This is a genomic window from Paraburkholderia sp. RL17-337-BIB-A, from assembly GCF_046025895.1.
Lineage (GTDB): Bacteria > Pseudomonadota > Gammaproteobacteria > Burkholderiales > Burkholderiaceae > Paraburkholderia > Paraburkholderia fungorum_C.
Window position 1 is genome coordinate 491374 of record NZ_JARESY010000004.1, and the last position, 24579, is coordinate 515952.

Annotated in this window: 21 protein-coding genes; 9 read left to right on the forward strand and 12 right to left on the reverse strand. The window is 61.8% G+C overall.

What is annotated here, in order from left to right:
* Positions 1-171: 171 nt before the first annotated feature.
* Complete coding sequence (locus tag P0D84_RS47315) at positions 172-1041, forward strand: LysR family transcriptional regulator (RefSeq protein WP_408351952.1); 870 nt, start codon at positions 172-174, stop codon at positions 1039-1041.
* Between the two features lie 185 nt (positions 1042-1226).
* Here P0D84_RS47315 and P0D84_RS47320 read toward each other — a convergent pair whose 3' ends face one another.
* Entirely contained in the window at positions 1227-2093 is an 867-nt protein-coding gene (locus P0D84_RS47320) for a LysR substrate-binding domain-containing protein (protein ID WP_408351053.1), read from the reverse strand.
* Positions 2094-2221: 128 nt separating this feature from the next.
* Here P0D84_RS47320 and P0D84_RS47325 point away from each other — a divergent pair, with 128 nt between their 5' ends.
* The 6 genes from P0D84_RS47325 to ggt all read left to right on the forward strand — a co-directional run bounded on the left by P0D84_RS47325 (position 2222) and on the right by ggt (position 9528).
* A complete protein-coding gene (locus P0D84_RS47325) occupies positions 2222-3244 on the forward strand; it encodes an ABC transporter ATP-binding protein (RefSeq protein WP_408351056.1) in 1023 nt (340 codons plus the stop codon).
* The gene (locus P0D84_RS47330; protein ID WP_408351059.1) at positions 3241-4374 is read left to right on the forward strand and encodes an ABC transporter ATP-binding protein; all 1134 of its coding nucleotides are present in this window, start codon (positions 3241-3243) and stop codon (positions 4372-4374) included. The genes P0D84_RS47325 and P0D84_RS47330 overlap by 4 nt, the downstream gene beginning before the upstream one ends.
* A 104-nt stretch (positions 4375-4478) precedes the next feature.
* The gene (locus tag P0D84_RS47335) at positions 4479-5981 is read left to right on the forward strand and encodes an ABC transporter substrate-binding protein (protein ID WP_408351062.1); all 1503 of its coding nucleotides are present in this window, start codon (positions 4479-4481) and stop codon (positions 5979-5981) included.
* A gap of 6 nt (positions 5982-5987) precedes the next feature.
* Positions 5988-6932: an ABC transporter permease gene (locus tag P0D84_RS47340; protein ID WP_408351065.1), complete on the forward strand. Its 945-nt coding sequence runs from the start codon at positions 5988-5990 to the stop codon at positions 6930-6932.
* Positions 6932-7828: an ABC transporter permease gene (locus P0D84_RS47345; protein ID WP_408351068.1), complete on the forward strand. Its 897-nt coding sequence runs from the start codon at positions 6932-6934 to the stop codon at positions 7826-7828. Before P0D84_RS47340 ends, P0D84_RS47345 begins: the two co-directional genes overlap by 1 nt.
* Before the next feature lie 62 nt (positions 7829-7890).
* Positions 7891-9528 (forward strand): gamma-glutamyltransferase, encoded by a 1638-nt coding sequence (gene ggt / locus P0D84_RS47350; RefSeq protein WP_408351071.1) that lies wholly within the window; start codon positions 7891-7893, stop codon positions 9526-9528.
* Between the two features lie 152 nt (positions 9529-9680).
* Here the strand turns inward: ggt and P0D84_RS47355 are convergent, their stop codons facing one another.
* The 4 genes from P0D84_RS47355 to P0D84_RS47370 form a co-directional block, all read right to left on the reverse strand.
* Positions 9681-9896, reverse strand: coding sequence for a hypothetical protein (locus tag P0D84_RS47355; RefSeq protein ID WP_408351074.1), 216 nt, complete (start codon positions 9894-9896; stop codon positions 9681-9683).
* 86 nt (positions 9897-9982) lie between these two features.
* Positions 9983-10195, reverse strand: coding sequence for a hypothetical protein (locus P0D84_RS47360; protein WP_408351077.1), 213 nt, complete (start codon positions 10193-10195; stop codon positions 9983-9985).
* Between the two features lie 379 nt (positions 10196-10574).
* Positions 10575-10943: a response regulator transcription factor gene (locus P0D84_RS47365; RefSeq protein ID WP_408351080.1), complete on the reverse strand. Its 369-nt coding sequence runs from the start codon at positions 10941-10943 to the stop codon at positions 10575-10577.
* Positions 10944-11152: 209 nt separating this feature from the next.
* Positions 11153-16744, reverse strand: coding sequence for a trifunctional serine/threonine-protein kinase/ATP-binding protein/sensor histidine kinase (locus tag P0D84_RS47370; protein ID WP_408351083.1), 5592 nt, complete (start codon positions 16742-16744; stop codon positions 11153-11155).
* A 381-nt stretch (positions 16745-17125) separates the two neighbouring features.
* Between P0D84_RS47370 and P0D84_RS47375 the strand changes: the two genes are divergently transcribed.
* On the forward strand, positions 17126-17806 hold the full coding sequence (locus tag P0D84_RS47375; protein WP_408351086.1) for a response regulator transcription factor: 681 nt from the start codon (positions 17126-17128) through the stop codon (positions 17804-17806).
* A 603-nt stretch (positions 17807-18409) separates the two neighbouring features.
* The gene (locus P0D84_RS47380; RefSeq protein ID WP_408351089.1) at positions 18410-18790 is read left to right on the forward strand and encodes a DUF3331 domain-containing protein; all 381 of its coding nucleotides are present in this window, start codon (positions 18410-18412) and stop codon (positions 18788-18790) included.
* Between the two features lie 201 nt (positions 18791-18991).
* Here the strand turns inward: P0D84_RS47380 and P0D84_RS47385 are convergent, their stop codons facing one another.
* The 7 genes from P0D84_RS47385 to P0D84_RS47415 all read right to left on the reverse strand — a co-directional run bounded on the left by P0D84_RS47385 (position 18992) and on the right by P0D84_RS47415 (position 24529).
* On the reverse strand, positions 18992-20002 hold the full coding sequence (locus P0D84_RS47385) for a GlxA family transcriptional regulator (protein WP_408351093.1): 1011 nt from the start codon (positions 20000-20002) through the stop codon (positions 18992-18994).
* A gap of 55 nt (positions 20003-20057) precedes the next feature.
* Positions 20058-21113: a HoxN/HupN/NixA family nickel/cobalt transporter gene (locus tag P0D84_RS47390; protein ID WP_408351096.1), complete on the reverse strand. Its 1056-nt coding sequence runs from the start codon at positions 21111-21113 to the stop codon at positions 20058-20060.
* Between the two features lie 84 nt (positions 21114-21197).
* Positions 21198-21545, reverse strand: coding sequence for a nitrile hydratase accessory protein (locus tag P0D84_RS47395; protein ID WP_408351099.1), 348 nt, complete (start codon positions 21543-21545; stop codon positions 21198-21200).
* Positions 21546-21547: 2 nt separating this feature from the next.
* Positions 21548-22189, reverse strand: a complete 642-nt coding sequence (nthA, locus tag P0D84_RS47400; protein WP_408351102.1) for a nitrile hydratase subunit alpha — start codon at positions 22187-22189, stop codon at positions 21548-21550.
* A gap of 33 nt (positions 22190-22222) precedes the next feature.
* Complete coding sequence (gene nthB, locus P0D84_RS47405; RefSeq protein WP_408351105.1) at positions 22223-22966, reverse strand: nitrile hydratase subunit beta; 744 nt, start codon at positions 22964-22966, stop codon at positions 22223-22225.
* Between the two features lie 25 nt (positions 22967-22991).
* Positions 22992-23495 (reverse strand): DUF1097 domain-containing protein, encoded by a 504-nt coding sequence (locus P0D84_RS47410; protein WP_408351108.1) that lies wholly within the window; start codon positions 23493-23495, stop codon positions 22992-22994.
* Positions 23496-23539: 44 nt separating this feature from the next.
* Positions 23540-24529 (reverse strand): CobW family GTP-binding protein, encoded by a 990-nt coding sequence (locus P0D84_RS47415; protein ID WP_408351111.1) that lies wholly within the window; start codon positions 24527-24529, stop codon positions 23540-23542.
* Positions 24530-24579 lie beyond the last annotated feature (50 nt).

The window sequence follows — 24579 nt, forward strand, 5'->3', positions numbered from 1 at the left end:
GCGTCCAGGGGCACCCTTTCCTGGCGGGTGTAACCAGGCGAGCCCTTGCCGTATCCGTCGGATGCCGAAGTGCAGATTAGGCCTATCGGGCTGTAGCGTAAAACGCTATATTTTTGTCGGTCCCACAAAAATTTTTGATAGGTCGTTATGCTGCGAGAGCTCAAGACGTTTATGGCGGTCGCGGAGTACGGCACGTTTTCGAGTGCTGGCGCGCGCGTCGGTCTGACACAATCGGCGGTCAGCGCACAGATGCATAGGCTCGAAGAGGAACTCGGGGTAACGCTATTCGACCGGACAGGCCGAATGCCTCGCCTCACTGCGGCCGGCCAGGAGGCGCTCGGCCTGGCTGGGGAGCTGATGGCGGTCTACGCTCGCCTGCTCAAACAGCCGAGCATCGCGGAGAACACAGGAACACTGCGGGTTGGCGCAATTTCGTCGGTTCAGGAGTCGGTCCTTGCAGGACCTGTGGTGTCTTTTCGCCAGCTGTTCCCTGCGTGGCGAGTCCGCATTGTGACGGGCGGAGCGCTCAACCTGCTCGGCCAGGTGGACTCGGGAGATCTGGACATGGCGGTGATCGGCCGGCCGTCGTTCACCCTGCCAAATGGACTTGAATGGTGCGGGCTCGCGTTCGAACCATTCGTTCTCCTCGTGCCGGACACGTTAGCTGGGCAGCCGTGGCGATATGCGCTTTGCAAGGCGCCGTTCATTCGTTACGACCGCGGCTCGTTCGGCGGACAACTCGTCGATCAATTTCTGTCTCGCGCGTGTCTTGATGTGCAAGATGCAGTCGAACTGATCGATTTGCACGGCATTGCCCAGATGGTCGCCAGCGGCGCCGGTGTTGCCCTCGTGCCGAGAACGGTCGCGCGGGCCGCCTGGCCCACGGGGGTGAGCGCGCTTGAACTCGGCGAGGATACTTTCTATCGGGAAATCGGCATGGTCCAAAAACCTCGGCAAAATCGCCACCTCGCGGCACAAAAATTCGCCGAAGAAATGATCAAGGTATGGCGGCCCGAGCCAGTCCCTTCTAGCCAGAACTGAGGAATCGCATGCGAGGCGTACTGTGCAGGAAGCCCTCGGCTGGGGACGCCCAGTGGGCCTGCCTTATTGCGCGGTCGCTTGAGTCAATCTTTACGTTTTCCTGACCGCCTGCTTCCGTGTGATGTAGGCGGCGTCTTAGTCCTTCAGTGATCCGCAAGCCGCCTGGATATAGAAGGGTCAAGCGCTCAGTCGCTGTGCAGCGTATCGATAATCGCCTGCGTGATGCCGGGCCGGTCATATGACGCGCGCTGGATCATGCCGACCGTGCGCAACACCGGTGGATCCGAAATCGGCAGCACGCGCAGCAACGGATCGTTGCGCCAGTTGCCGCGATGCAGAAGCGGCAGCACCGTGACGCCGACATTTTCGCGCACCAGCGCGACGATCGTCTCGATCGAGTTGAGTTCGAGGTATTCGTTGACCGCCACGCCGGCTGTCTGCAGTGCGTGCTCCACGACGCGCCCGGTGCGCACCCGCCGGTCGAAACGCAGAAAGGGGTGGCTGCGCAGAATCCGCCGCGGATCGCTATCGCCGATTTCGCGGCTAACCACCAGCATCAGCGGCTCCGTGTATAGCGTCGTCCACTTCAGCGTGTCAGGCAGCGTCGTCCCGGCATGCGCGACGATCGCCGCGATATCGACCTCACCCGCCTCGACCATCCGCGCCAGCTCGTCGGAACGTGACGACAGCAGCCGCACATCCAGTTGCGGATGCGCGGCTTTCAAACGCGCGACGACCAGCGACAGCGCGCCGATCACCGACACCATCGCGCCGATGGTCACCGGCCCGACCATCGAATCCGCCGGCGTCGCCTCGAGGTCGGCCAGCAGGTCGAAGATCTGCTCGACCTTCGGCCAGATCGCCTGTCCGTGACGGCTCAGCGCGATCTGCCGCCCGCTGCGGTCGAACAGCTGGCGGCCGAGGGCCTGTTCAAGCCCGCGCATCTGCAAGCTGACGGCCGCCTGGGTCAGTGAGACCGTCCCGGCCGCGGCCGCGAATGATCCGGTCCGCGCGACGGCCCGAAAGGTTCTCAACATGCGCAGCGTCGGCATCGCTCATTCCCAAGAAAAACTTAAGTGTGAGTAAGAAATATTAATATTTTTCGCGATGTTATGCATTACATAATCGTCATCAAGACAGCCTTGAACAGGACTAGCAGCGCGATATGGAGTTTTCTAGCATGGCCGATGCCGTCCGCCGACCGGTTCTGGAGGTCCGCGGCTTTTCGTTGAAGTTCTCGCGCGCCGCCGACACGCCGAACCTCGTCCACGACGTATCGTTTTCAGTCGGCACCGGCGAGACGCTATGCATCGTTGGTGAATCGGGCTGCGGCAAGAGCGTGACGTCGCTCGCACTGATGGGGCTGCTCGCGAGTCCGCCTGCGCAACGCGTCGCCGGCACCGCGCACTTCGAAGGCAAGGACCTGTTCGCGCTGTCCGAGCGCGAACTGGCCGACATTCGCGGCAACCGGCTGTCGATGATCTTTCAGGAGCCGATGACGTCGCTGAACCCGGCGTTCACGGTCGGCGAGCAGATCGGCGAAAGCATCCGGCGGCATCGCGATGTCGATCGCGGGCAGGCGCGCGAGCAGGCGCTCGAGATGCTGCGGCTGGTGCGGATCCCGGCGCCGGAAACCCGGCTCGATGCGTACCCGCATCAGCTTTCCGGCGGCATGCGCCAACGTGTGATGATCGCCATGGCGCTCGCGAACCGCCCGCGCCTGTTGATCGCTGACGAGCCGACGACCGCGCTCGACGTGACGATTCAGGCGCAGGTGCTGGCGCTCGTGAAAAATCTGCAGGCCGAGACCGGCACCGCGATGGTGTTGATCACGCACGACCTCGGCGTCGTCGCGGAAGTCGCCGACCACGTGGCGGTGATGTACGCGGGACGCATCGTCGAATACGGCACGGTCGCCGATCTGTTCGACGACCCACAACATCCCTACACGATCGGCCTGATGGGCGCGATTCCGTCGGTCGGCAAGCGCGAAGGCGCGCTCGCGACGATCCGCGGTTCGGTGCCGTCGCCCGAGTTGATGCCGCACGGCTGCCGCTTCGCGCCGCGCTGCCCGTTCGCCGAACAACGCTGCATTGACGCCGCGCCGCCCGACAAGGTGATCGCCGGCGTGCATCGCGTCGCGTGCTGGCTCGCTCCGGTCGAACAGGTCGCCGCGCCGCTCTTGCGCAAGGAAATTGCATGACGACGCCCACTACACCGACGCCGTACGCACAGCCGGCCTCGAATTCGCCGGCGCCGATTATCGAGGCGCGCTCGCTGACGAAGCATTTTGGCGGTACGCGGCAGCTCTTCACGCGCACGCCAACCGTCTATGCAGTCAACGACGTGTCGTTCGCGGTTCAACCCGGCGAGACGTTCGCGATCGTCGGCGAATCTGGCTGTGGCAAGTCCACGCTGGGCCGCCTGCTGCTGCGTTTGATCGATTCGACAGACGGCCGCGTCTTCTATCAAGGCAAGGACATCACGCATCAGCAAGGCGCGCCGCTGCGGCGGTTGCGCCGCGAAATGCAGATCATCTTTCAGGATCCGTTCGCGTCGCTGAATCCGGGCATGACGATCGGCCAGATCGTCGGCGAGCCGATCGCGCTGCACGGGCTCGCGCACAACGGCGCCGAGCACCGCGAGCGCGTCGCCCAACTGCTGCGCACGGTCGGCCTGCAACCGGCCTACGCGGACCGTTACCCGCACGAATTCTCCGGCGGCCAGCGACAACGGATCGGCATCGCGCGCGCATTGGCCGGTGAGCCGAAGCTGATCGTCGGCGACGAGCCGGTGTCGGCGCTCGACGTCTCCGTGCAGGCGCAGGTGATCAATCTTCTCGAGACACTGAAACAGGACCTCGGCCTCACGCTGATCATGGTTGCGCATGACCTCGCGGTGATCCGCCATATGAGCGACCGCGTCGCCGTGATGTATCTCGGCGAGATCGTCGAGCTGGCCGATGTCGATGCACTGTTCGACGCGCCGCTGCATCCGTACACGCAAGCGCTGCTGCGTGCGATTCCGGCGAGCAGTCCGCACGAGCGGCGTGCGAAGCCTGCGTTGTCCGGCGATCTGCCGAGTCCGACCGCGCCGCCTTCCGGTTGCCGTTTCCATACGCGCTGTCCGCATGCGAAGCCGCACTGCGCGCAAGCGCGACCGGTCAGCGAACGACTCGAGGACGGACGGCAGGTCGCGTGCCACTTCTGGCGCGAGATCCAGAACGCCGGCGGCGGCGCACCGCTGGCCACGAGCGTCAGCCCGAAATTGATCGAGCGGCTCGCGATCTACCGCGACCGCCAGGCGACGCTGGCCGCCGCTGGCGGCGACTGAGCCGGTGGTCGAGATGAAATTCGAGTGAAGAACCGAGGCGCGCGTCGCGCCGCTGCCCCTTCACCACACCGTTTTATGAATTGGCATACAAAGGGAAAGTCCTCATGCGAAGAATGTTGATTGCCGCGGCGCTCGCACTCAGCGCCAGCGCCGCGATGGCCCAGACCGGTCAGACGATACGGATCGGCTTGCAGGACGACATCGGTTCGCTCGACCCCGCACGCAGCGTGCAGCTCGTCGACCGGATCGTGTTTGCGTCGATGTGCAACGCGCTGGTCGATATCACGCCTGACCTGAAGATCGTGCCGATGCTGGCAACGTCGTGGACGACGAGCGCCGACGGCAAGACGCTGACGTTCAAGCTGCGCCAAGGGGTGAAGTTCCAGGACGACGAGCCGTTCAACGCTGCCGCCGTCAAGGCGAACCTCGACCGCGACCGCACGCTGCAGACGAGCAACCGCAAGAGCGAACTTGCGTCGGTCGATCACGTCGACGTAATCGACGACTACACGGTTGCAATCGTGTTGAAGCAGCCGGACGCCTCGCTGCTCGCGACGCTGACCGACCGCGCCGGTATGATGCTCGCGCCGAAGACGTTCGCCGATCCGGCCGGCGTTGCCGCGCATCCGGTGTGTTCGGGTCCGTACAAGTTCGTTCAGCGCGTGCAGAACGATCGCGTCGTGCTCGAGAAATTCCCTGGCTACTGGGACGCCGACAAATACCCGATCCAACGCGTGGTGTTCCTGCCGATCCCGGACAGCACCGTGCGCCTCGCCAATCTGCGCTCGGGTTCGCTCGACATGCTTGAGCGCCTCGCGCCGTCCGATGTCGCGTCGGTCAAGAGCGACACGAACTTCAAGTTCGCGCCGGTCAGCGGCTTCGGCTACTACTACGTTACGTTCAACATCGGTAACGGCAAGCGCAGCAACGCGGTGCTGAGAGACAAGCGCGTGCGGCAGGCATTCGAACTCGCGATCGACCGTGACGCGATCAACCAGGTGATCGGCGCGGGCATCTTCGCGCCGGCCAATCAGGCGGTGCCGAAGTCGAGCCCGTACTACAACGCGTCGCTGCCGATGCAGCATCGCGACATCGCGAAGGCGAAGGCGCTGCTGAAGGCGGCGGGCCACGAGCACGTCGACATCGAGTTCACTTACCCGAACAACACGGTGTCGAGCCAGATCGTGCAGATGATGCAGGCGATGGTCAGCGAAGCCGGCTTCAACCTGAAGCTGCGGCCGACCGACTATGCGACCGAACTCAATGCTGCCCACAGCGGCGACTTCGAAGCGATGTACCTCGGCTGGTCGGGCCGGGTCGATCCGGACGGCAACCTGCATCAGTTCAACACGTGCGCCGGTAACCTCAATTACGCGCATTACTGCAACCCCGGCGTCGACCAGTTGCTCGACGCCGCGCGCGTGAAACTGACCACCGCGGAGCGCAAAACGGAGTACGACGCGGCCTCGAAGGTGCTCGCCGACGACGATCCGATCATCTATGTCTATAACCAGCCGTGGCCGTTCGAGCTGTCGAAGAAGGTGCAAGGCTTCACGCCCTATCCCGACGGCCTGATCCGCCTGCGCGGCGTCAGTATCAAGGGCTGACCGATCATGTTGCAGATCATTGCAAATCGCGTGCTGGTCGCCATTCCGACGCTGATTCTCGTGTCGATGCTGATCTTTGGCCTGCAGAAGCTGCTGCCTGGCGATCCGGTGACGGCGATGGCCGGGGAAGATCAGGATCCGCAGTTGATCGCGTCGCTGCGCGTCAAGTACCACCTCGACGAGCCGGTGCCGACGCAGTACGCGCTGTGGGTCCGCGACGTCGTGCATGGCGATCTCGGCGCGTCGCTGCGCACCGACGTGCCGGTGACGTCGCTGATCGCGCAGAAGCTGCCGGTCACGCTGCAGCTCGCGGCGATGGCGATGATCTTCGCAATCGGCATCGGCATTCCGTTGGGCGTCATCTCCGCGGCAAGCCGCGGCGGCGCGCTCGATTACGGAGCGAACGTCTTCGCGCTGTCCGGCATGTCGATCCCGAACTTCTGGCTCGGGATCATGCTGATCTTCATTGTGTCGGTGCGCTGGCATCTGTTGCCGTCGTCCGGCTACGTGTCGCCGGCCGAAGACTTCTGGCTCAGCATCAAGACCATGCTGATGCCCGCGTTCGTGCTCGGCGCCTCGCTCGGCGCGCAATTGATGCGCCACACGCGCAGCGCGATGCTGAGCGTGCTGCGCACCGACTATATCCGCACCGCGCGTGCCAAAGGACTGCTGCGCGGCACCGTCGTCGTCAAGCACGCATTTCGCAACGCGCTGGTTCCGATCGTCACCGTGCTCGCGCTGCTGTTCGGCGAACTGCTCGCGGGTGCGGTGCTGACCGAGCAGGTTTTCACGATCCCCGGCTTCGGCAAGCTGATCGTGGATGCCGTGTTCAATCGCGACTACGCGGTCGTGCAGGGTGTCGTGCTCGTCACCGCGCTGTGCTTCATCGTCGTGAACCTGTGCGCCGATGTGTTGTACGTCCTCCTCAATCCTCGACTGAGACGCAGCTGATGGCTACTCCCGCCACCCCCGCTCACGCATCGGCCGCTGCGTCGCAGGCGACCGTACTGCCGCGCCGCAAGCGCCGCGGAATCGTGAAATTCATGCGCAATCGCGCCGCCGTGTTTGGCGCGGCGCTCGTGCTGCTCATCGTCTTCATGGCGGTATTCGCGCCGTGGCTGTCACATTACGACCCGGTGCAGGCTAGCTTCATGACTGTGCGCCAGGCGCCTTCGGCCGCGCACTGGTTCGGCACCGACGAACTCGGCCGCGACGTGCTGAGCCGTCTGCTGTGGGGCGCGCGCGCGTCGCTGCTGGCGGGCGTCGTGTCGGTCTGCATCGCGGTCGTGATCGGCGTGCCGCTCGGCTTGCTGGCCGGCTATTTCGGCAAGCTCGTCGACGGCGTGATCTCGCGAATCGCCGATGCGTTGCTGTCGATTCCGTTCCTGATCCTCGCTATCGCCCTCGCCGCGTTCCTCGGACCGAGCCTGACCAACGCAATGGCCGCGATCGGCATCTCCGCGATGCCGCGCTTCGTCCGGCTGACGCGCGGCCAGGCGATCACCGTGAAGGCCGAGGAATACGTCGAAGGCGCGCGGGCAATCGGCCTTGGCCACGCACGGATCATCGTGCGGTACATCCTGCCGAACGTGCTGCCGCCGATCATCGTGCAGGCCAGCCTGACAATCGCGACCGCGATCATCGCCGAAGCGAGCCTGTCGTTCCTCGGGCTCGGCCAGCTGCCGCCGTCGCCGTCGTGGGGTTCGATGCTCAACACCGCGAAGGATTTTGTCAGTCAGGCGCCGTGGATGTCGATTTTCCCGGGCATCGCGATCTTCCTGGCCGTGCTCGGTTTCAACCTGCTCGGCGACGGTCTGCGTGATGCGCTCGATCCGCGCGAGTCGTAACCGGATTCCATCACCGCTTCAATCGGCCGACTGCCCTCTCATCACTTTCGTTTGAGTTTTCAATGACACGTTTCAATTGGCAAAACCCGTATCCGACACCCCGCTTGCCCGTGTTCGCGCGCAACATCGTTTCGACGTCCCATCCGCTTGCCGCCCAAGCCGGCCTGCGCATGTTGTGGAAAGGCGGAAATGCCATCGATGCGGCGATTGCCGCGGCCGCGGCGATCACGGTCGTCGAGCCGGTCTCTAACGGCCTCGGCAGCGACGCGTTCGCGCTCGTCTGGGACGGCAAGAAGCTGCATGGCCTGAATGCTTCCGGCGTATCGCCGGCGGCATGGAACGTCGATTACTTCAAGCGTAAGTACGGTGAGGAAAACGGTCTCGCGAAGCACCCCAAGCGCGGCTGGGATGCGGTGACGGTGCCGGGCGTGATCGCCGGCTGGGAGGCGTTGCATCAGAAGTTCGGCTCGCTGCCGTTCGCCGATCTGATGGAGCCGGCGATCGAGATCGCCGAGCGCGGGCATGCCGTGGCGAGCGTCGTTGCGTACAAGTGGGCGGCGGCCGTGCCCGAGCTGAAGAACCAGCCGGGTTTCGCCGACACGTTCATGCCGCGCGGCCGGGCGCCGGAAGTCAGCGAACTGGTGCGCTTTCCCGGTCACGCCAAGACGCTGCGCAAGCTCGCTGAACTAGGTCCGCGCGCGTACTACGAAGGCGAGATCGCCGAACAGATCGCCGCGTTCTCGCGCCAGGGCGGCGGCGCGCTCACGATGGACGACCTGCGCAACTACCGCGTCGACTGGGTCGAACCGATCAGCAAGGACTATCGCGGCCACACCGTGCACGAAATTCCGCCGAACGGTCAGGGCATTGCCGCGCTGATCGCGCTCGGCATTCTCGAACAGTTCGACGTGGGCTCGCTGCCGGTTGACGGCATCGAATCGCAGCACCTGCAGATCGAAGCCATGAAGCTCGCGTTCGCCGACGTCTACCAGTACGTCGCCGATCCGCGTTCGATGGAGGTCACGCCCGAACAGATGCTCGACGACGCGTACCTGAAGTCGCGCGCCAAGCTGATCGACCCGAAGCGCGCCACGCAATTCGACTTCGGCATGCCGAAGGCGGGCGGCACGATCTATATGTCGGTGGCGGACGAGCGCGGCATGATGGTCAGCTTCATCCAGTCGAACTACATGGGCTTCGGCTCGGGCATCGTGGTGCCGGACTCCGGCATTTCGCTGCAGAACCGCGGCTACGGGTTCTCAATGGATCCGAAGTCGGCGAACGTGGTCGAGGGCGGCAAGCGGCCGTTCCATACGATCATCCCTGCGTTCCTGACCCAGCAGGTGGACGGCAAGCAGGAAGCGGTGATGAGCTTCGGCGTGATGGGCGGCGACATGCAGCCACAAGGCCATCTGCAATCGATCGTGCGCATGCTCGACTACGGCCAGCAGCCGCAGGCCGCTTGCGACGCGCCGCGCTGGAAGGTCAATCGCGACTTCTCGGTCGACGTCGAGGCGACGCTCGATGAGGACACGGTCCGCGCGCTCGAGGGTCTCGGCCATACGATCAAGTCGGTCGAGGATCCGTATATGGACTTCGGCTCCGGCCAGTACATCTGGAAGCTGGATCGCAACGATCCCGAGCGCGGTTATGTCGCCGCGAGCGACACCCGGCGCGACGGACTGGCCGCCGGGTTCTGATCCGGACAGCTGTACCGTGCAAGATGCCTGGGCCTCGCAGGTGGCGACCCGCCGCTTGCGAGGCTCGGGCTTAAAGATGCCATGGCACCCGTGTGCGATTTGATTGGGGCGGGACAGACGGGCGATTTCAGGCTCTGCGCCAGGTCCGATCACTAGTGGTTCAGACAGAAGCACGCGCTCACAGCGTCAGCAGGCGACAGGCCCGTGTCGAAATAAGACTGCAATCGTCGGACGATCGCATCGTCAGGTTCCCAGGGCGCGTGAATGAAGCCCTCTCCGACGGCCTTGTCGTACACGGCTTTTGCCCATGCGCGCAGGTCGAGGTCGAACGGAACCGGCAGTGCTATCTGATTGGACTGGATAAACATGACAACCTCCACAACATTGAAAATGTGAGTGGTCAAATCACGCAGGTGCGCACAACGGCAGCGGATAGATACGACATGTCCGCGTTTCAACGATTTGGGCGCGTTATGGTTTTAATCATCGCGACAAGCGCAGTCGCCACGACGGCAAGGAAGCCGGACGTGTAGATAAGCACGATGGTCATCACTGTCTGCTCCTCCTTCGGATATGCCGCAATTGCGGCGGCCACCACCGGCTGACAGAACGGGCTACGATTGCGCAGCAGGCCCACAGCCTGAGCCGCGAGACGAACGGTGAGCATCAATCGTCAGGAAACCGGATTCAGGTTCGCGTATTGATCGAACGAACTGGTGATGAACAAGACTGACCATGTCAGGCGCATCGCGCTTGCACATTGGCCTTGAGAACAATGTACAGGTCGGAGGCACGCGAAACCATTCTACGAACGGTTCGGACGCCCCTGCATGTGGATAGGAATCTCATACCCGCGTATAACTCGCGCAATTGCTGAAGGCGATGAAATGTGTCTTTCGCAATGAAGTTCTTATTCGAAAGACAATATCCGTTGGCGTGAAGCCATGCGGGCACCAAATTGTCTGAAGACGCAGGGGAATTGAAGCTGTGAGGGCCTGGATGTGTGGCCTGGCGCGGCGGTTGTCTACTGACGAGCTGCCAACGCGCTATGACCGACCCAGTGCAAGATTGAGCAAGCGCTCGACCGTGGTGGCATCAACGGGCTTCTCGAGGAAAGGGGGGGCGCCTCTGGCCTGGATTTTCGCCTCAAGGGCGGCAGTCGGGAATCCCGTGGTGAAAATGATCGGAATTGCGTACCCGAGGGCTAGCAGGCGGTCGTGCAGTTCGATTCCGGATAAACCCGGCATCCGTATATCCGAAATCAGGCATGAAGTTTCACCGATTAACCCTGACCTCAGAAATTCTTCCGCCGATGCAAACACTCGTGCCTGCCACCCTAGCGAACGGACCAGACTCGCGGTCGCCACCCGGGCACCCTCATCGTCATCGACGATGGAAATAATTTGAGAAGACACAAGCGACGGGCCTCGACATACTGAAAGCTGAGCGTGCCAGACAAATCGTGTGGCATGCGATTCAAATCAATCGTAGCTCGGAAGCCGCCGCGCGGAAATGATACGAATGTATAGACGGTTCATGAGCGTAGCGTTAATCCCGGATGCGTTTCGCTCGTGTTTTCAAACTTTACCGATTATTGCCCCGTTTATTACGCCCGGATTGCCCTTCAGGACGCGTCGCTAATCGAAGGCAGGCTGAACTGGAAAATGGCCCCGTGCCCAGCATTGTTGGACGCCCACACCTGTCCTCCGTGGGCTTCGATAATCGAACGGCAGATCGACAATCCCATGCCCATTCCTTCGGCCTTCGTGGTGAAGAAAGCGTCGAATAGCCGATCTGCGCTTTCCGGATCGACGCCCGGGCCAGAATCCTGTACAGCGACGACCACCTGCCCATCGCCATCCCGATGGGACTCGATCAGGAGTTCACGTGGGTCGTCGCCGATGTCAGCCATCGCCTGGATACCGTTTATGACCAGATTGATGAGCACTTGCTGAAGCTGGACCCGATCGCCGAGCAACGGAGGCAACCCGGAGCCAAGCTCGAGGCGCAACGAAACACGATGATTCAAGACTTCGCGCCGAACCAGGGCTACCACGTCATTGATCACATCGTTGAGTTCCAGCTGTGTCTTCCGCGGGATAGCCTTCATGGTGAGCGTGCGGATACGTCGGACAATTTCGCTCGCGCGCCTACCTTCGCCGATCATATGCTCCACACAAGCCCGCACTTCTTCCGGCTGCGGCTGCTTGTGGCCGAGCCATCGCAGGCAGGCTTCGCCACTGGTGACGATCGCGCCGAGCGGCTGGCCTACTTCGTGAGCGATGGATGCGCTCAGTTCCCCAAGCGTCGTTACGCGCGCTGCATGAGCCAGCTCCACCTGCAAAGCCTGCAATTGCTCTTCCGCTACCGTGGCCGCGGTCCGCCGCGCTGCGAGTTCCGTCTCGGCCTCCTTTTGTTCGGTCAGGTCGAGCACGAATCCCACGCCGTATTCCTGCGAACCTTCCATGAGCGCGCCGCCGAGCAGAACCGGAACGCGGCGGCCGTCCTTGCGGATATATTCCTTCTCGTAGGACTGGCAGCCCCCGTGCTGCCGGACTTCTTCAAGCGCCCGCTCATCGGCGGCGCGATATTCCGGCGGCGTCATGGTGGCCCATTGAACATTGCCTGACAGCAGATCTTCTCGCGAATAACCTATGATCCGGAGAAACGCGTCGTTAGCGTCGTTAATGTTACCCGCCATGTCCCAGAAGAACACGCCGATGATGTTCGACTCGACGAGCCGCCGGATGCGTGCTTCGCGCTCGCGGAGTTCCTCCTCGGCGAGCTTGCGCTCGCTGTTCTCCCGCTGCAGATCGGCATAAAGCAGCGCGTTCTCCAGCGAGATGGCAGCCTGGGAGGCCAGCAGTTCCAGCACGGTCACGCGTTTGGGTGTGAACGCATGCGTGGCCAGGTTGTTCTCCAGATACAACAGGCCGATCAACGCGGAGCGCCGCATGATCGGCAGGCATAACACCGACTTCGGTCGCCGGCGGGCAAAGTAGTCGTCTGCCGCAAAGGGATTCGATTGCATCGCATCCGCCAGCAATACCCGCTCGTGGCAGCGCCGCACGTAATTGGTGATGGACGCGGGCAACACCGATTCGCGGATGGACGATTCCGGCACCGCCTGTGCGGGCAGCGTCCGGCCCAGATGCCGCCGTACCTGGATTGTCTGCTGCTCGACGCTCGCTTCGGCCGCGAGGACCAGGCTCTCGTTGCGTGCGAGCAGCAAATGGCAGGTCTGCGCCCCGGCATTTTCAAGCAGGATGTGCATCAGCGTGTCGACGAGATCCTCGAGCACGATCTGGCCAGAGATGGCCTGTGAGGCCTTGGTGACCGACAGCAGATCCAGTTGTTCAACGTTACCGAACTCAGTGGCAGCCGATAAAGCCGGCTCTTCGCGCAGTTGCGGCGCACGCGCGTCGATCTGCCTGACCTTGCCGTCGGCGCCCCAACGCGCAAAGCAGTCACGCGCCTTTCGCATATAGGCGTCGGCAATTGTCTCGAATCCACGCGTCCGGCAGAACGCCGATGCACGCTCATAGGCGATTGCTTCGTTCTGGACGAAATGGTGCTCGCGCGCCGATCGAATGGCCTGTTCGTAAAGCCGCATGGCGTCGGCGTCGTGCCCCTGGAGTCGGGCAATCTCCGCGGCGATCAGCGCGGCACGGTTCGTGAAATTCTCGGGGCAACTGTTCGCCCACGCCTCGAGCTGCTCACGGTGAGCGGACAGCGCCTCCAGATGCCCGGTTTGTTCGTCAGCCGATACCGCATCGCAGTGTGCGGCGCGCGCCAGCGCGGCATAGAAATGATATTCCGCCACCTCGAAGCAGAAGGGTGACGTCCACAGCAACGGTTCAGCATTCGATGCCGCCGCGATTGCGCCAGCATAGTCACCTGCATGGAAGCGCGCTTGCAACTTGCGAATCCAATACCAGCAAGCGGAGAGTGCCAGCCCCGGATCTGCACCCAGATGCTGCTCGAACCGGTCTTCGTCAAACGCAGCATCGTTGAAGGAGCCGAATTCCGGCGTCATGCCGCGCAGTGTTTTGATCAGCGCGAGTTGGGTAGCGATTATGTCGGCGACGAAGTCGAACTGCATTTTGCGTGCGAACTCGAAGCTGCTTTCAGCTTCTCGCTGCACATCGCCGAGCGGATCTCCGGCACCTAGAAGATTGGTGATCAGGTTGTTGCAGCAGTAGCCCGAGAAGGTGAGGTCGCCGGTCTGGTTGGCCGTGTCGAAGGCAAGCCGCAGTAAGGCGCGAGCCGAGCGTATGTGCTTCGTCCAGGGAACGATGAAGGCGCCAAAGCCCGCGTAGACGCGGGCTTTGAAGCGATCCATCCGGTGCTTCTCGACGAGATCGACGCCGAGCTTGCCGAACCGGAAGCCGGCCCGGTAATCGCCGAACTGCGGCCCGAGGGTCATGCCGAGCATGACATAGGCGAATCCCGATCCATCACTGTTGCCACGCTCGAGGCTCAGATTCGCCATACGGCCGGCGATCAGACAATACAGGTTCATGTCGGTGGCATGGGCCGGCGGCTGAACGGCGGTTAGCACGTCCAGGGTGGCGCGGGAGACGGGATCGGTCATCAAGGGCAAATCGAGGAGCTGCTCGATCGAGCGGTTGCCCATCCGTTGCCACAAGTGCTCGTACTCCTGTTGCACGTCCTCCTTTCCCGGGTGCGCCGACCACGTGATGCCGACGGCGCGCAGATATTCGAGGCTCACTTCAACGGCACGATCGGCTTGTCCCGCGTTCATATAAAGTGCCATGCGCAGGCACGTGACGGAGGCTTCGTCGATGAGGTTTGCGGCGCGCTCTGAAAGCGTCGACAGTCGCTCATCCGCCGTGGTCAGGTAGCCGGTCAGGAATTCGCATTCGGCACGCTGAACACCGAGCGAGAACGTGAGGGCATCGTGCCGGTTCGTACCATCCTCTGCCACCAGTGCGTCGCCAGCGGTGAAGTAGGCCAGTGCCGAGGCGTACGCCGTCGCTGTCTTGGCACGCAGGCCAGCGCTGAGATTAAGTTCAGCTACGCGCTCACGCTCCTCCTGTGCCGTGATCAGCGTGGCGCCCCGGTTGAACTGGTTCGCCACATCGAACAGATGATCGGCAAGCTCGTCGGCCGTCATGCTCGCGAGGAGCACGCGACCGATGTGCAGGTGTACTTCACTGCGGCGTCCTTCGGGGATCAGTGAATAAGCCGCTTGCTGGATCCGGTCATGCAGGAACTTCCCGCTGCCGTGAGTGCGCAAGATCAGATTTTCGCGCAGGGCAGGCGCAAGGTGGCGCTCAACCTCGGCCTGGCCGCTAACCAGCGCGAGAATCCGCAGGTCGAACTTGTTGCCTAGGCAAGCGGCCAGCTGCAGCGCTTCCTGTGCCGGGATCGGCAGTTGCCGTAACTTGCCCAACATCAGGTCGACGACGTTGTCGGCAAAGTCTTTCGCTTTGATCTGTTCCAGGTCCCACCGCCATGCCTGGACCGGTGCATCACGCCGTAGCAACCCCTCCTTGTGCAGCGCATCCAGGAACTGGATAAAGAAAAACGGGTTGCTCTCGGTGCGTTCGCAAATGAGGTGTGTGAGCGGCTCGCAGGACGCGGGTGGCGCATGCAGCGTGTCGGCCACCAACTGGTTCAGATGCGCGGCGGACAACGGCGCGAGCTGGATGTCGACCACCGGCGTGCCACTGTAACGGATCGCGTCGAGGCTCTTCATAAGCGGATGCGTCCCGCTCACTTCGTTGTCGCGATAGGCGCCGATCAGCAGGAGATAGGAGGTGTCAGGGTGCGTGAGCAGGTGCTCGACGAGCGCCAGGCTGGCCGCGTCGATCCATTGCAGGTCGTCGAGAAAGACGACTAGCGGGTGTGCCTTGCTCGTGAACACCGTCACGAATTGCCGGAAGACCAGGCGGAACCGGTTTTGGGCCTCCGTCGGCGGCAGCGCCGGTACCGGAGCCTGGGGGCCGATGATCAACTCGACTTTGGGCAGCACGTCGAGAATGAGTTGGCCATTGACCCCGACCGCAGCCTGCAGTTGTTGCCGCCAGCCGGCGATGCGTGCTGCACTTCCGGCCAGCAGCTGCTGCACCAGCTCGCCAAACGCTTGCGTAAGAGTGGCATAGGGAATGTCTCGGTGGTACTGATCAAACTTGCCTGAAATGAAGTAGCCATGCTTCGTGACAATCGGCTTGCGCAGCGCGTCGACCAGCGACGATTTGCCGATGCCCGAGTACCCGGATACGGTGGCAAGCACCGTCCGGCCGGTGGACGCCATGCGTTCGAATACACCGAAAAGCATATTCGACTCCTGATCGCGCCCGTACAGTCTGTGTGGAATCTGGAAACGATCCGATAGATCGTCCGTGCCGAGCCGGAACGGCTCGATGCGGCCGGAGGCACGCCATTGCACCAGACAGCGGTCGAGATCGGCTTGCACTCCACGCATGCTTTGATAGCGATCCTCCGGTAGTTTGGCCAACAGCTTCATCACGATGTCCGACACCGGTTGCGGCACCGCGGGCGCGACCTCGCACGGCGGCGGCGGCATGCGGGCGATATGGCAATGCGCCCATTCCAGCGGATCGCTCGCCTGGAACGGCAACTGACCGGTCAGCATGCGATAGAGCAACACGCCCATCGAATAGCAATCGGTCCGGTAATCTACCGGGCGATTCATGCGGCCGGTTTGCTCGGGGGACATGTACGCCCACTCGCCCACGGATACGACAACGTCATCTGGCAAGACGGTGTGTTCCTGGGTCGTCGCAAGGCTGACATCCACCAGCAGAACATGGTCAGTTTCTGCGATCAGAAGATTGGCCGGCCGCAGATCTCGATGGATGACGTGAGCGGTATCGATACCCGCCAGGGCATCGGCCAGGTGATGGGCGATAGTCAGGCAGCGAGCCAGGTCAAGGCGCGGGCCGTGACACAAAATGGTCTCGAGCGATTCGCCCGGGAAGTCTTCCAGAATCAGCACCAGGCGTCCGCTGTCATCGATCAGGGTAAGCGGTTTGGCAACGCCCGCGACGTTCAATGTTTGAAGTAGCAGGTATTCGCGCTTGAAACGAGCGGATTGAGCCGTGCCGGCGTGTTCAGGAAGGAGCTTCAGAAGCACCGGCATCCCATCGGTCAAGCGGCGGGCACGGTAGAGGGCCGAGCCCGCCGTCATGTAGACCCGATCAATGGTCTGACAATTCGCGATGATCATTGTCCCCCCTCGTCTGCCGGCGACCTCGCCCGACACCTGCACGTTGCATTCCGCTGTTGAATGGGGTGCAGGCCCGCACGCGTGTTGGCCTCATCCAAAGTAATCACGTGGTGACTCGCAACGATTTACAATTAGTTTACCCGGTTACCGATCAGGCGCAGAGGGCATTGGCAAGTTGATGAGCGCCCAACAAGACGCAACCAGGGGCGATAAAGCGGTCAGAAACCGATCGATGGATTCCAGGCGAGTCCGGTATGTGCGCCTGGCAACGAACCCTTGCTGCAAGCTATCAGGGATCCGGTGACGCGCGCAAACGTGACGGCGTAAAATGGCCGCATGCCAGCGGGGTGCGACCGCATTCCAGCTTCGCGAGGTGTCCAGATGACTACAAGACCGAGCCGCAAAACAACGGACGAATCCGAAACAACCGACGATTCCGTCATTTACGTCGTCGATGACGACGAGGGAATCCGTCGGGCCCTTGACCTGCTTTTGCGCTCCGTAGGCTTGCGCGTCGTAACGTTCGAGAGCCCGGACGAATTTCTCCGCTTTCCCCACTCCGCGGGACCGAGCTGCCTCATCCTGGACGTGCGACTCCGCGGGAAAAGCGGCATGGCTTTTCACCAGGAAATCGTCAACAGCGGCATGCATATTCCCGTCGTATTCATGACCGGCCATGGCGACATCGAGATGGGAGTGAAGGCAATGAAGGCGGGCGCCCTTGATTTCTTTGCGAAGCCATTCAAAGACCAGGACATGCTCGATGCAGTTGCTCAGGCCTTGGCGCGCGACAGCGAGCGGCTCGCGGCAGAATCCGCGCTCAGCGGTCTGCGCGCTGCGTACCAGTCTCTTTCGCCGCGTGAGAAAGAGGTGATGGGCTTTGTCCTGTCCGGTCTGCTGAACAAGCAGATTGCCTCTGAGATGAACTTGAGTGAGATCACGGTCAAGGTCCACCGTGGACAAGTCATGCGAAAAATGAACGCGCGCTCGATGCCGGACCTTGTCCGCAAGGCCGAATCGCTTGGTATCCAGCCCTGTCTGCCTGACGGCCGTCATTGCTGAGCGCGGGTCTGCCGCAAGCGTAGTCGTACGCCAAGCCACCGCTGCCCGGCAGTGGTGAGCAAACGTCCTGTCACTAGCCCTGAGCGCTCACTCAACGCTGTATCGGCGTTCGTTTCCAAATGGCCGCTCTGGTTGCTTGCGTTTGCCGCTCAACAAGAGATTCGCCTAACGGGGGCAAGCTCAGTGAAGTCTCCATGCCGCGCTTATATACATTCGTATAAGCCAGTCACGCTAATGCGGCATCGGCATATCCAATCGTAGAGTAGACCTGGCCTCCGGCTAAATTTACTCTTCTCCCATGGCTACACGCTCGCTGTTATTGCAACGCAGAGATCGCCATTCGGCCCGACGACCGCAAGACACTTTTGGATGGCCGCCCGACCGGTTCCCTTCTTAACGTCTCAAAGGAATCATCGTGTCACATGTTCTACGTAGCTGGATTCACATCGGAAGCAACGCATATAACGAGTACACGTTCGTGCCGTGGCTTGGCAGGACTATTTATCGCCGTACCGTCGACTTCTCCGCCATCTGCATCCAATAGCCGCAGGTCAGCAGTTGTTCGACTGCTGCTTCACTCCTTGCTAAGGAACACAAACGATCTTGAACGATGAACCCAATACGACTTCAGACCTGATGCGGAATTCTCCGGACCTGTCCGGTCACTCCCGCTTGGGTGGCGAGCCGCCCGGTGCGCGCAAGGCGGACGGTGGTCACGTGCGCACCTATACCGTGACGGTCGTGGAGGAGCTGCCCAATGCGCTCTTCGCGTTGCGCTGGCACGATGCGACGCTGTGCAACTACGAGGAGCAAGTCTGGGCAGCGTGTCCCGCTCCCGCGTCGGGGCGTTGCGCCCTGTCTGGCAAACGTATCAGGAAGGGCGACCGGGTCTACCGTCCTCGAATCCGTGGCGGCTTCACACCGCTTAACAGCGATGCAGTGATCCTGGCCAGCGAGCTAATCAAGGCCAGCGCACCTGTCTGAGTCGCGCTGGAGTTGGTGCATGCCGACTCAAACTCACCTCTGAATCTGTGTCGTCGTCCAGCCGACGCAACGCAGCAGTGCCCTTATCGCTCTCATGTTCCCAACAGCACAGGCGCAAGAGCACTCTACCAGCCCATCCCGTTCTCGTGACCGTGCCATAAACGATCAGGCGCGGAACCCGGCGTGACATTGAAAGAACCGTTATCGGCTTGATTCGCGGACCCCGCGCGCTTCGTCGTTCGCCGGATCGCCGGAGCGAAAGCGCTGCCGGTATTCAACGGGACTGATCTGAAGCCGGCGACTAAATGTGCGCCGAAGTGTATCCGCGCTCTCAAAGCCGCAACGCTTCGCGATTTCACCGATCGGGTGACGGGTGCTTTCGAGGTAGCGGCGCGCGGCGTCGATGCGCGCGTCGTTCAGGAATGCGATGAGACTGACGCCGCACTCCTTGGTGAAGATGCGGGACAGATTGCGCGGACTCATTTTGAGCCGGCGCGCAAGCGACGTGGTCGTATGATTCAGATGAAGGTTGTCGAGCAGGTACTGCTGAATCGACTGGATCTGGGAATCGCTGGCGGCCTGGGTTTCCAGCAGCGGGCTGAACTGCGACTGGCCGCCCGCGCGGCGCACGTACACGATCAGATACTTCGCGACGTCGAGCGCCATTTTCTTGCCGAAGTCCTCTTCGATCATGACCAGCGCGAGATCGATACCGGCGGTCACGCCTGCGGTCGTGTAGAGGCCACTGTCTTTTACGTAGATCTGATCGGGTTCGACCTTCGCCTTCGGAAACATCGATGAAAGACGCGCGGCGTCCATCCAGTGTGTCGTGACCGTCCGGTTATCGATCATGCCGGCGGCGCCGAAGGCAAAAACGCCGTTGCAGATAGCGGCGATCCGCCTGGTACTCTTGTGCTGCTTCGCGAGCCATTCGCTGAGCGTCGAGTCTTCAAGTACTTCGAATACGCCGAGGCCGCCGGGCACAATCACCGTGTCGAAATGCGGGCACGGATCGAAGATGGTCCGGTCCGGCATGACCGTCAGTCCGCTGGAAGACAGCACGCTGCCCCGCGTCGTGCCGATCGTCAGCATTTCGTATTCGCACTCCCCCTGACTGAGGACGCGGACCTCCGCAAAGGCATCTTTGGGGCCCGCGATATCGAGCAGCTGGAATCCGGGGTACAGCACCATTCCGACGGTGATCTTGCGCATAGGTGTCAGTCAAAATGGAGGCGAGGCTGGCGCGGCGCATGCCGCACGCGCTCGCCTAACGACTCGTCTCGAGTTCGTCGAAGCGCCGGGTTCGGTAAAGTACCATCGATACGAGCCAGCTCGCGGCGAAGATACCAATGATGATGTAGCCCAGCGTGCCGAAGTTGTCGTTCAATGTACCGATAGCATCCCACAGCTTGCCTTCGAGCTTCAAGTGGTCAGAAATCAGGCCCAAAGCCTCGATCGTGCCGACCAGCAGCGCGACCGCGACCGACACCAGCGTAATCGTCATGTTGTAATAGATTTTACGAATCGGCTTAAGATACGCCCAACCGTAGGCGCCGAGCATCAGGTGACCGTCGAGCGTGTCGACCAGCGACATCCCCGCGCTGAAGAGCGCCGGGAACACCATCACCGACCATGGCGAAATGCCGTGCGAAGCCTGCGACGCGGACATGCCGAGCAGGCTCACCTCGGTCGCGGTATCGAAACCGAGGCCGAACAGAAAGCCAAGCGGGAACATGTGCCAGCTACGCGAGACGAGCCGAAACATCGGGCGAAAGATCCGCGCGAGGAAGCCGCGATCGGCCAGCAACATGTCGAAGTCATCGTCGACGTAGGTGCCGCCTGCACGTACGTGGCGCCACGCCTGGAAGATCGATTTCAGAATCAGGAGGTTCAGGAACGCGATCGCGAACAGGAAGACGGTCGATACCGACGTGCTGATCAGTCCGCCCAATTCCTTGTAGTGGGCAAAGCGCGTGCTCAACGCGCTTGCGACCGCCGCGACCGCGAGCGAGGCGATGACGATGATGGTCGAGTGACCGAGCGAGAAGAAAAAGCCCACTGCGACAGGGCGTTTTTTTTCCTGCATCAGCTTACGGGTCACGTTGTCGATCGCAGCAATGTGGTCGGCATCGACCGCATGGCGCAAGCCCAGTCCATAGGCGATCAGCGCGGTGCCGAGCAGGACCGGGTGATCCCGGAAGGACACGAACGCCCAGACCCACGCGGCGACATTCGTCACCAACAGCAGGCCGTAGATGCCGACGAGCTTGCGCTGGACCTGCGGATCGGATCCGGTGAGTACATTGGACAGTTGCTTGAGCATAATAGATATCCTGATGAAACTTCGTTATGCGATATGGCGTGCGTTCTCGTGCCCTTGCCTGAACGCCGGAAGCAAGGGCGCGGCTCAGTTGCTGGACGGACGCAACGCACGCAGATCCAGCGACGCCATGTCTGCGGCCGACAGCACCCCAGCCTGCGTCACGGTCTTTTCGAGGGCGAGCAGAAAGCGCTCGTAGTAATCCCACGGCGGCTGCCCTGCGCAGTATCCGTCTTCCCATTCGGCGATCGACTCGATGAGGTTCTGACGGAAGTCTTCCCACTCGAAATGCCCCGCCTTCGACAGCGAAAGCGCGAGCCCGAATACTTGCCGTTCCCATGGTTTGTCGAACAGCAGTTTGCCTTGCATGCGCGGCGGAGAGTCCGCATGTCCAAGCATGCTGGAGGCGGCATATTCCTCGAACCGGGTAAACATGATCAGACCGCCGGCCGTGGCGAGGCAGAAGGCGAGGGCACCAGTGCCACACCCATCATCGCTTCGGGTGTGACGAGCGCGGCCAGTTCCGCTTCGCTCATGCCTTCGGTGCCGGCGGGCCGCTCCGGGATGACGAACCAGCGGATTTGCGCGCTGCTGTCCCATACCTTGACTTCCGTGTCGTCCGAAACCGGCACGCCGAACTCCTTCAGCACGGCGCGCGGTTCGCGCACGCCGCGCGCGCGGAACACCGGGTCTTTATACCAGTAGGGCGGCAGACCCAGCACGGGCCAGGGATAGCAGGAGCAGAGCGTGCAGATGATGAGGTTGTGAACGCCGTTGCCGTTGGCGACTGCGGCCATGTGTTCGCCTTCCGCGCCTTCCATCCCGCCCGGGAAGTCCATTTCCGCAATGGCCTTCGGTGTGTCTTCGACGAGGCGTTCCCTGAACGCTGGATCGACCCACGCACGCGCCACGATTTTCGCCCCGTTGAACGGGCCAGCCATCGTTTCGAAATGACCGAGCACGGTATCGACCGAGTCGCTGCCTAGCACCCCTTTTTCGATCAGAAGCGCTTCGAGTGCCCGTACCTTGGCCGCGCTCGCGGCTTCGCGCTCGTCGTCGTATTTGAAAAGTTCGCTCATGTTAATTCCGTACCAGATGATGGATGTAGAGATTCAGTTCGATGCGTCGAGATACGCTTCGTATAGATCGGCGTAGATCGTCGTGTTCGGTTCGCTCTTGTCCTTGCCCCAGATGTCCTCGGCCTTGAATGCAACGCGATAGACGGGCATCGGCTCGCCGATGCCGTCGGGCCCGGTCGAAACGAAGTAGGAGTAGGCGCCCGGATAGACGAGGTCGATCACTCCGCGCTTGTTGCGCAGGTAGCCCGGCAAGCGCGTGTGATCAACGGCGACCGGATCGGCGATGCATACCTCGGCGCCGGGTTCGAAACGCGGTGCCTGCTTCAGTGCGTTCAGCCCCGAATCGCCTTTTGCGAGGTACTCGTTGATCTGCGAGGCAATGGCCGGATTCGGCTGTGCGGGCAGCGGCGCATCTGGATGGGCGCGGTAGTGCGCGGTCTTCTGCGCGAGTTCGTCGGCGGATACATAACCCTGATCGATGAAGAATTGCGAAATCCCCATCAGCCACTTTTCGTAGTACCGGTATTTGAAGTATTCGAACGGTTGCATGCCTTCGGCACCGGTGCGCAGCGACGCCCAGGTCCACGTATTTTTGAACGTGGTAGGCAGCGTCGCCACCGGGTACTGTGGCCGCGCGTCCGACAGATGCGCGCTTTCCGCCATCATCACTGTATGAATGCCGAAAATGCGCTTCTCCCACTGCTCGACGAAAACCCGTGTCTCGACATTGACGGGTCCGAGGTTTTCGAGCCCGCCAAGGCTGTGCTGTAGTTTCATGGTGTGCGGTTCCTGGAGCGTGAGGTCAGTTGAATTGATGCTGAGGCTTGTGGCTGAGTACTTCGCCGAACACTTCGGAGACGATGCCGAAGACGGCGCCGGTGACGAGCGCGGCGGCAGCCACCAACGCGGGGTTCTGGATGCCGACCGTGGTAATCGCCTTACCGGTGGCAACTGTGGTGCCGACCGTCGAAGCGAAGCCCCACACGACAGCGGGCAGCACATTCAGCAGCTTCAGTTTCGATACCTGCACCATCGCCGCACTCCCGAGACCGACGCAAATCGCCACAGTGAGCGGCGCCGGCCCGGTATTGGCGATCGCCAGCAGCGAGAGCGACGCGATGACGAGGCCGGTGAGGTTCGACGCGACGCTCTGCACGAAGCCGCGCGGACCACCGCCGACCACGAAGAACGACGCCCACGCGATAAAGGTGACCCACACCGGTACCGGAAATACCGTTGCGGTGACGTAGGTGTCGACGACGGCGAGCACGCCGATACTGACGGTAAGCGCATCAGTCTTCTTCATTACAGACTCCTTGAGGGTAAGTGGGGAAAGTGGGGTAAGTGCGGTTAATGGATGCAGCTGAGAAACGATTCGCGTAGTTGCGGAAAATCCAGATTGCGGCCGATGAACACGAACTTGTTCTCGCGCGGCTCGTCCTTCAGCCATGCGCGTCCGGGTGCGGCTTCCAGCAACATATGCACACTATGGAAATGGAACTGCCGCGCTTCGGCGTGGAAGTTGAGCACCCCTTTCATGCGCATCAGTTGCTGGCCTTGCTGCTGCACGAGTTCGTTGATCCAACGGTTAAAGCGCGTCGCATCGAGGTCGCCCTTTTCGACCAGCGCGCACGATTGAATCGACGTGTCGTGTTCGTGGTCGTGAGCGCCTTCGTCGAGCAGATCGGGCTCGATCGCGAGCAGCGTGGGCAGCGAGAAGCGGCGCACACCCAGCAGAGCGTCTGCGCGGATTTGCGAACGGGTCGAGGTGATGATGGCGGCAGTCGGATTCAATGAACGGATCGTCTGTTCGAGGGCGATTAGCTCGTCTGCCGTGATCAGGTCGAGCTTGTTGATCAGAATGACGTCGGCGAAGGCCACCTGTTCGCGCGCAATGTCGTCATCGAGTTGCTGGCGCAGATGCAGTGCGTCGACCACGGTGACGACCGATTCGAGATCTACGGCTTCGCGCAGGTCGGGATCGGCGAGGAACGTTTGCAGGACCGGTGCCGGATCGGCCAGTCCGGATGTCTCGACGATCAGGCGCTGCATGGGCGCCGCGCCGGTCTGCGGACGCGCCAGCAGTGCTTTCACACTAGCGACGAGGTCCGCGCGCACCGTGCAGCACACGCAGCCGTTATTGATCTCGACCAGCGCCTGTTCTTCGGCGACGATCAGTTGACCGTCGATGCCGACTTCGCCGAATTCATTGACGACCACGCCGATCGATCCCGGCGCGTGTTGCTGCAGCAACTGATTGACGAGGGTGGTTTTACCGGCGCCGAGAAACCCGGAGATGATGGTGACGGGAAGCTTGCGCGGTGTGTGTGTGCGATTCATGAGAGAGTCCGTTGCTGATCGAGACTGACTCAATAGAGCGAGTACCAGGC

Coding starts and splice junctions, on each gene's coding strand:
- P0D84_RS47315 (WP_408351952.1), top strand. CDS start 172: ATGGCGGTCGCGGAGTACGGCACGTTTTCGAGTGCTGGCGCGCGCGTC.
- P0D84_RS47320 (WP_408351053.1), bottom strand. CDS start 2,093: ATGCCGACGCTGCGCATGTTGAGAACCTTTCGGGCCGTCGCGCGGACC.
- P0D84_RS47325 (WP_408351056.1), top strand. CDS start 2,222: ATGGCCGATGCCGTCCGCCGACCGGTTCTGGAGGTCCGCGGCTTTTCG.
- P0D84_RS47330 (WP_408351059.1), top strand. CDS start 3,241: ATGACGACGCCCACTACACCGACGCCGTACGCACAGCCGGCCTCGAAT.
- P0D84_RS47335 (WP_408351062.1), top strand. CDS start 4,479: ATGCGAAGAATGTTGATTGCCGCGGCGCTCGCACTCAGCGCCAGCGCC.
- P0D84_RS47340 (WP_408351065.1), top strand. CDS start 5,988: ATGTTGCAGATCATTGCAAATCGCGTGCTGGTCGCCATTCCGACGCTG.
- P0D84_RS47345 (WP_408351068.1), top strand. CDS start 6,932: ATGGCTACTCCCGCCACCCCCGCTCACGCATCGGCCGCTGCGTCGCAG.
- ggt (WP_408351071.1), top strand. CDS start 7,891: ATGACACGTTTCAATTGGCAAAACCCGTATCCGACACCCCGCTTGCCC.
- P0D84_RS47355 (WP_408351074.1), bottom strand. CDS start 9,896: ATGTTTATCCAGTCCAATCAGATAGCACTGCCGGTTCCGTTCGACCTC.
- P0D84_RS47360 (WP_408351077.1), bottom strand. CDS start 10,195: ATGCTCACCGTTCGTCTCGCGGCTCAGGCTGTGGGCCTGCTGCGCAAT.
- P0D84_RS47370 (WP_408351083.1), bottom strand. CDS start 16,744: ATGATCATCGCGAATTGTCAGACCATTGATCGGGTCTACATGACGGCG.
- P0D84_RS47375 (WP_408351086.1), top strand. CDS start 17,126: ATGACTACAAGACCGAGCCGCAAAACAACGGACGAATCCGAAACAACC.
- P0D84_RS47385 (WP_408351093.1), bottom strand. CDS start 20,002: ATGCGCAAGATCACCGTCGGAATGGTGCTGTACCCCGGATTCCAGCTG.
- P0D84_RS47390 (WP_408351096.1), bottom strand. CDS start 21,113: ATGCTCAAGCAACTGTCCAATGTACTCACCGGATCCGATCCGCAGGTC.
- P0D84_RS47395 (WP_408351099.1), bottom strand. CDS start 21,545: ATGTTTACCCGGTTCGAGGAATATGCCGCCTCCAGCATGCTTGGACAT.
- nthA (WP_408351102.1), bottom strand. CDS start 22,189: ATGAGCGAACTTTTCAAATACGACGACGAGCGCGAAGCCGCGAGCGCG.
- nthB (WP_408351105.1), bottom strand. CDS start 22,966: ATGAAACTACAGCACAGCCTTGGCGGGCTCGAAAACCTCGGACCCGTC.
- P0D84_RS47410 (WP_408351108.1), bottom strand. CDS start 23,495: ATGAAGAAGACTGATGCGCTTACCGTCAGTATCGGCGTGCTCGCCGTC.
- P0D84_RS47415 (WP_408351111.1), bottom strand. CDS start 24,529: ATGAATCGCACACACACACCGCGCAAGCTTCCCGTCACCATCATCTCC.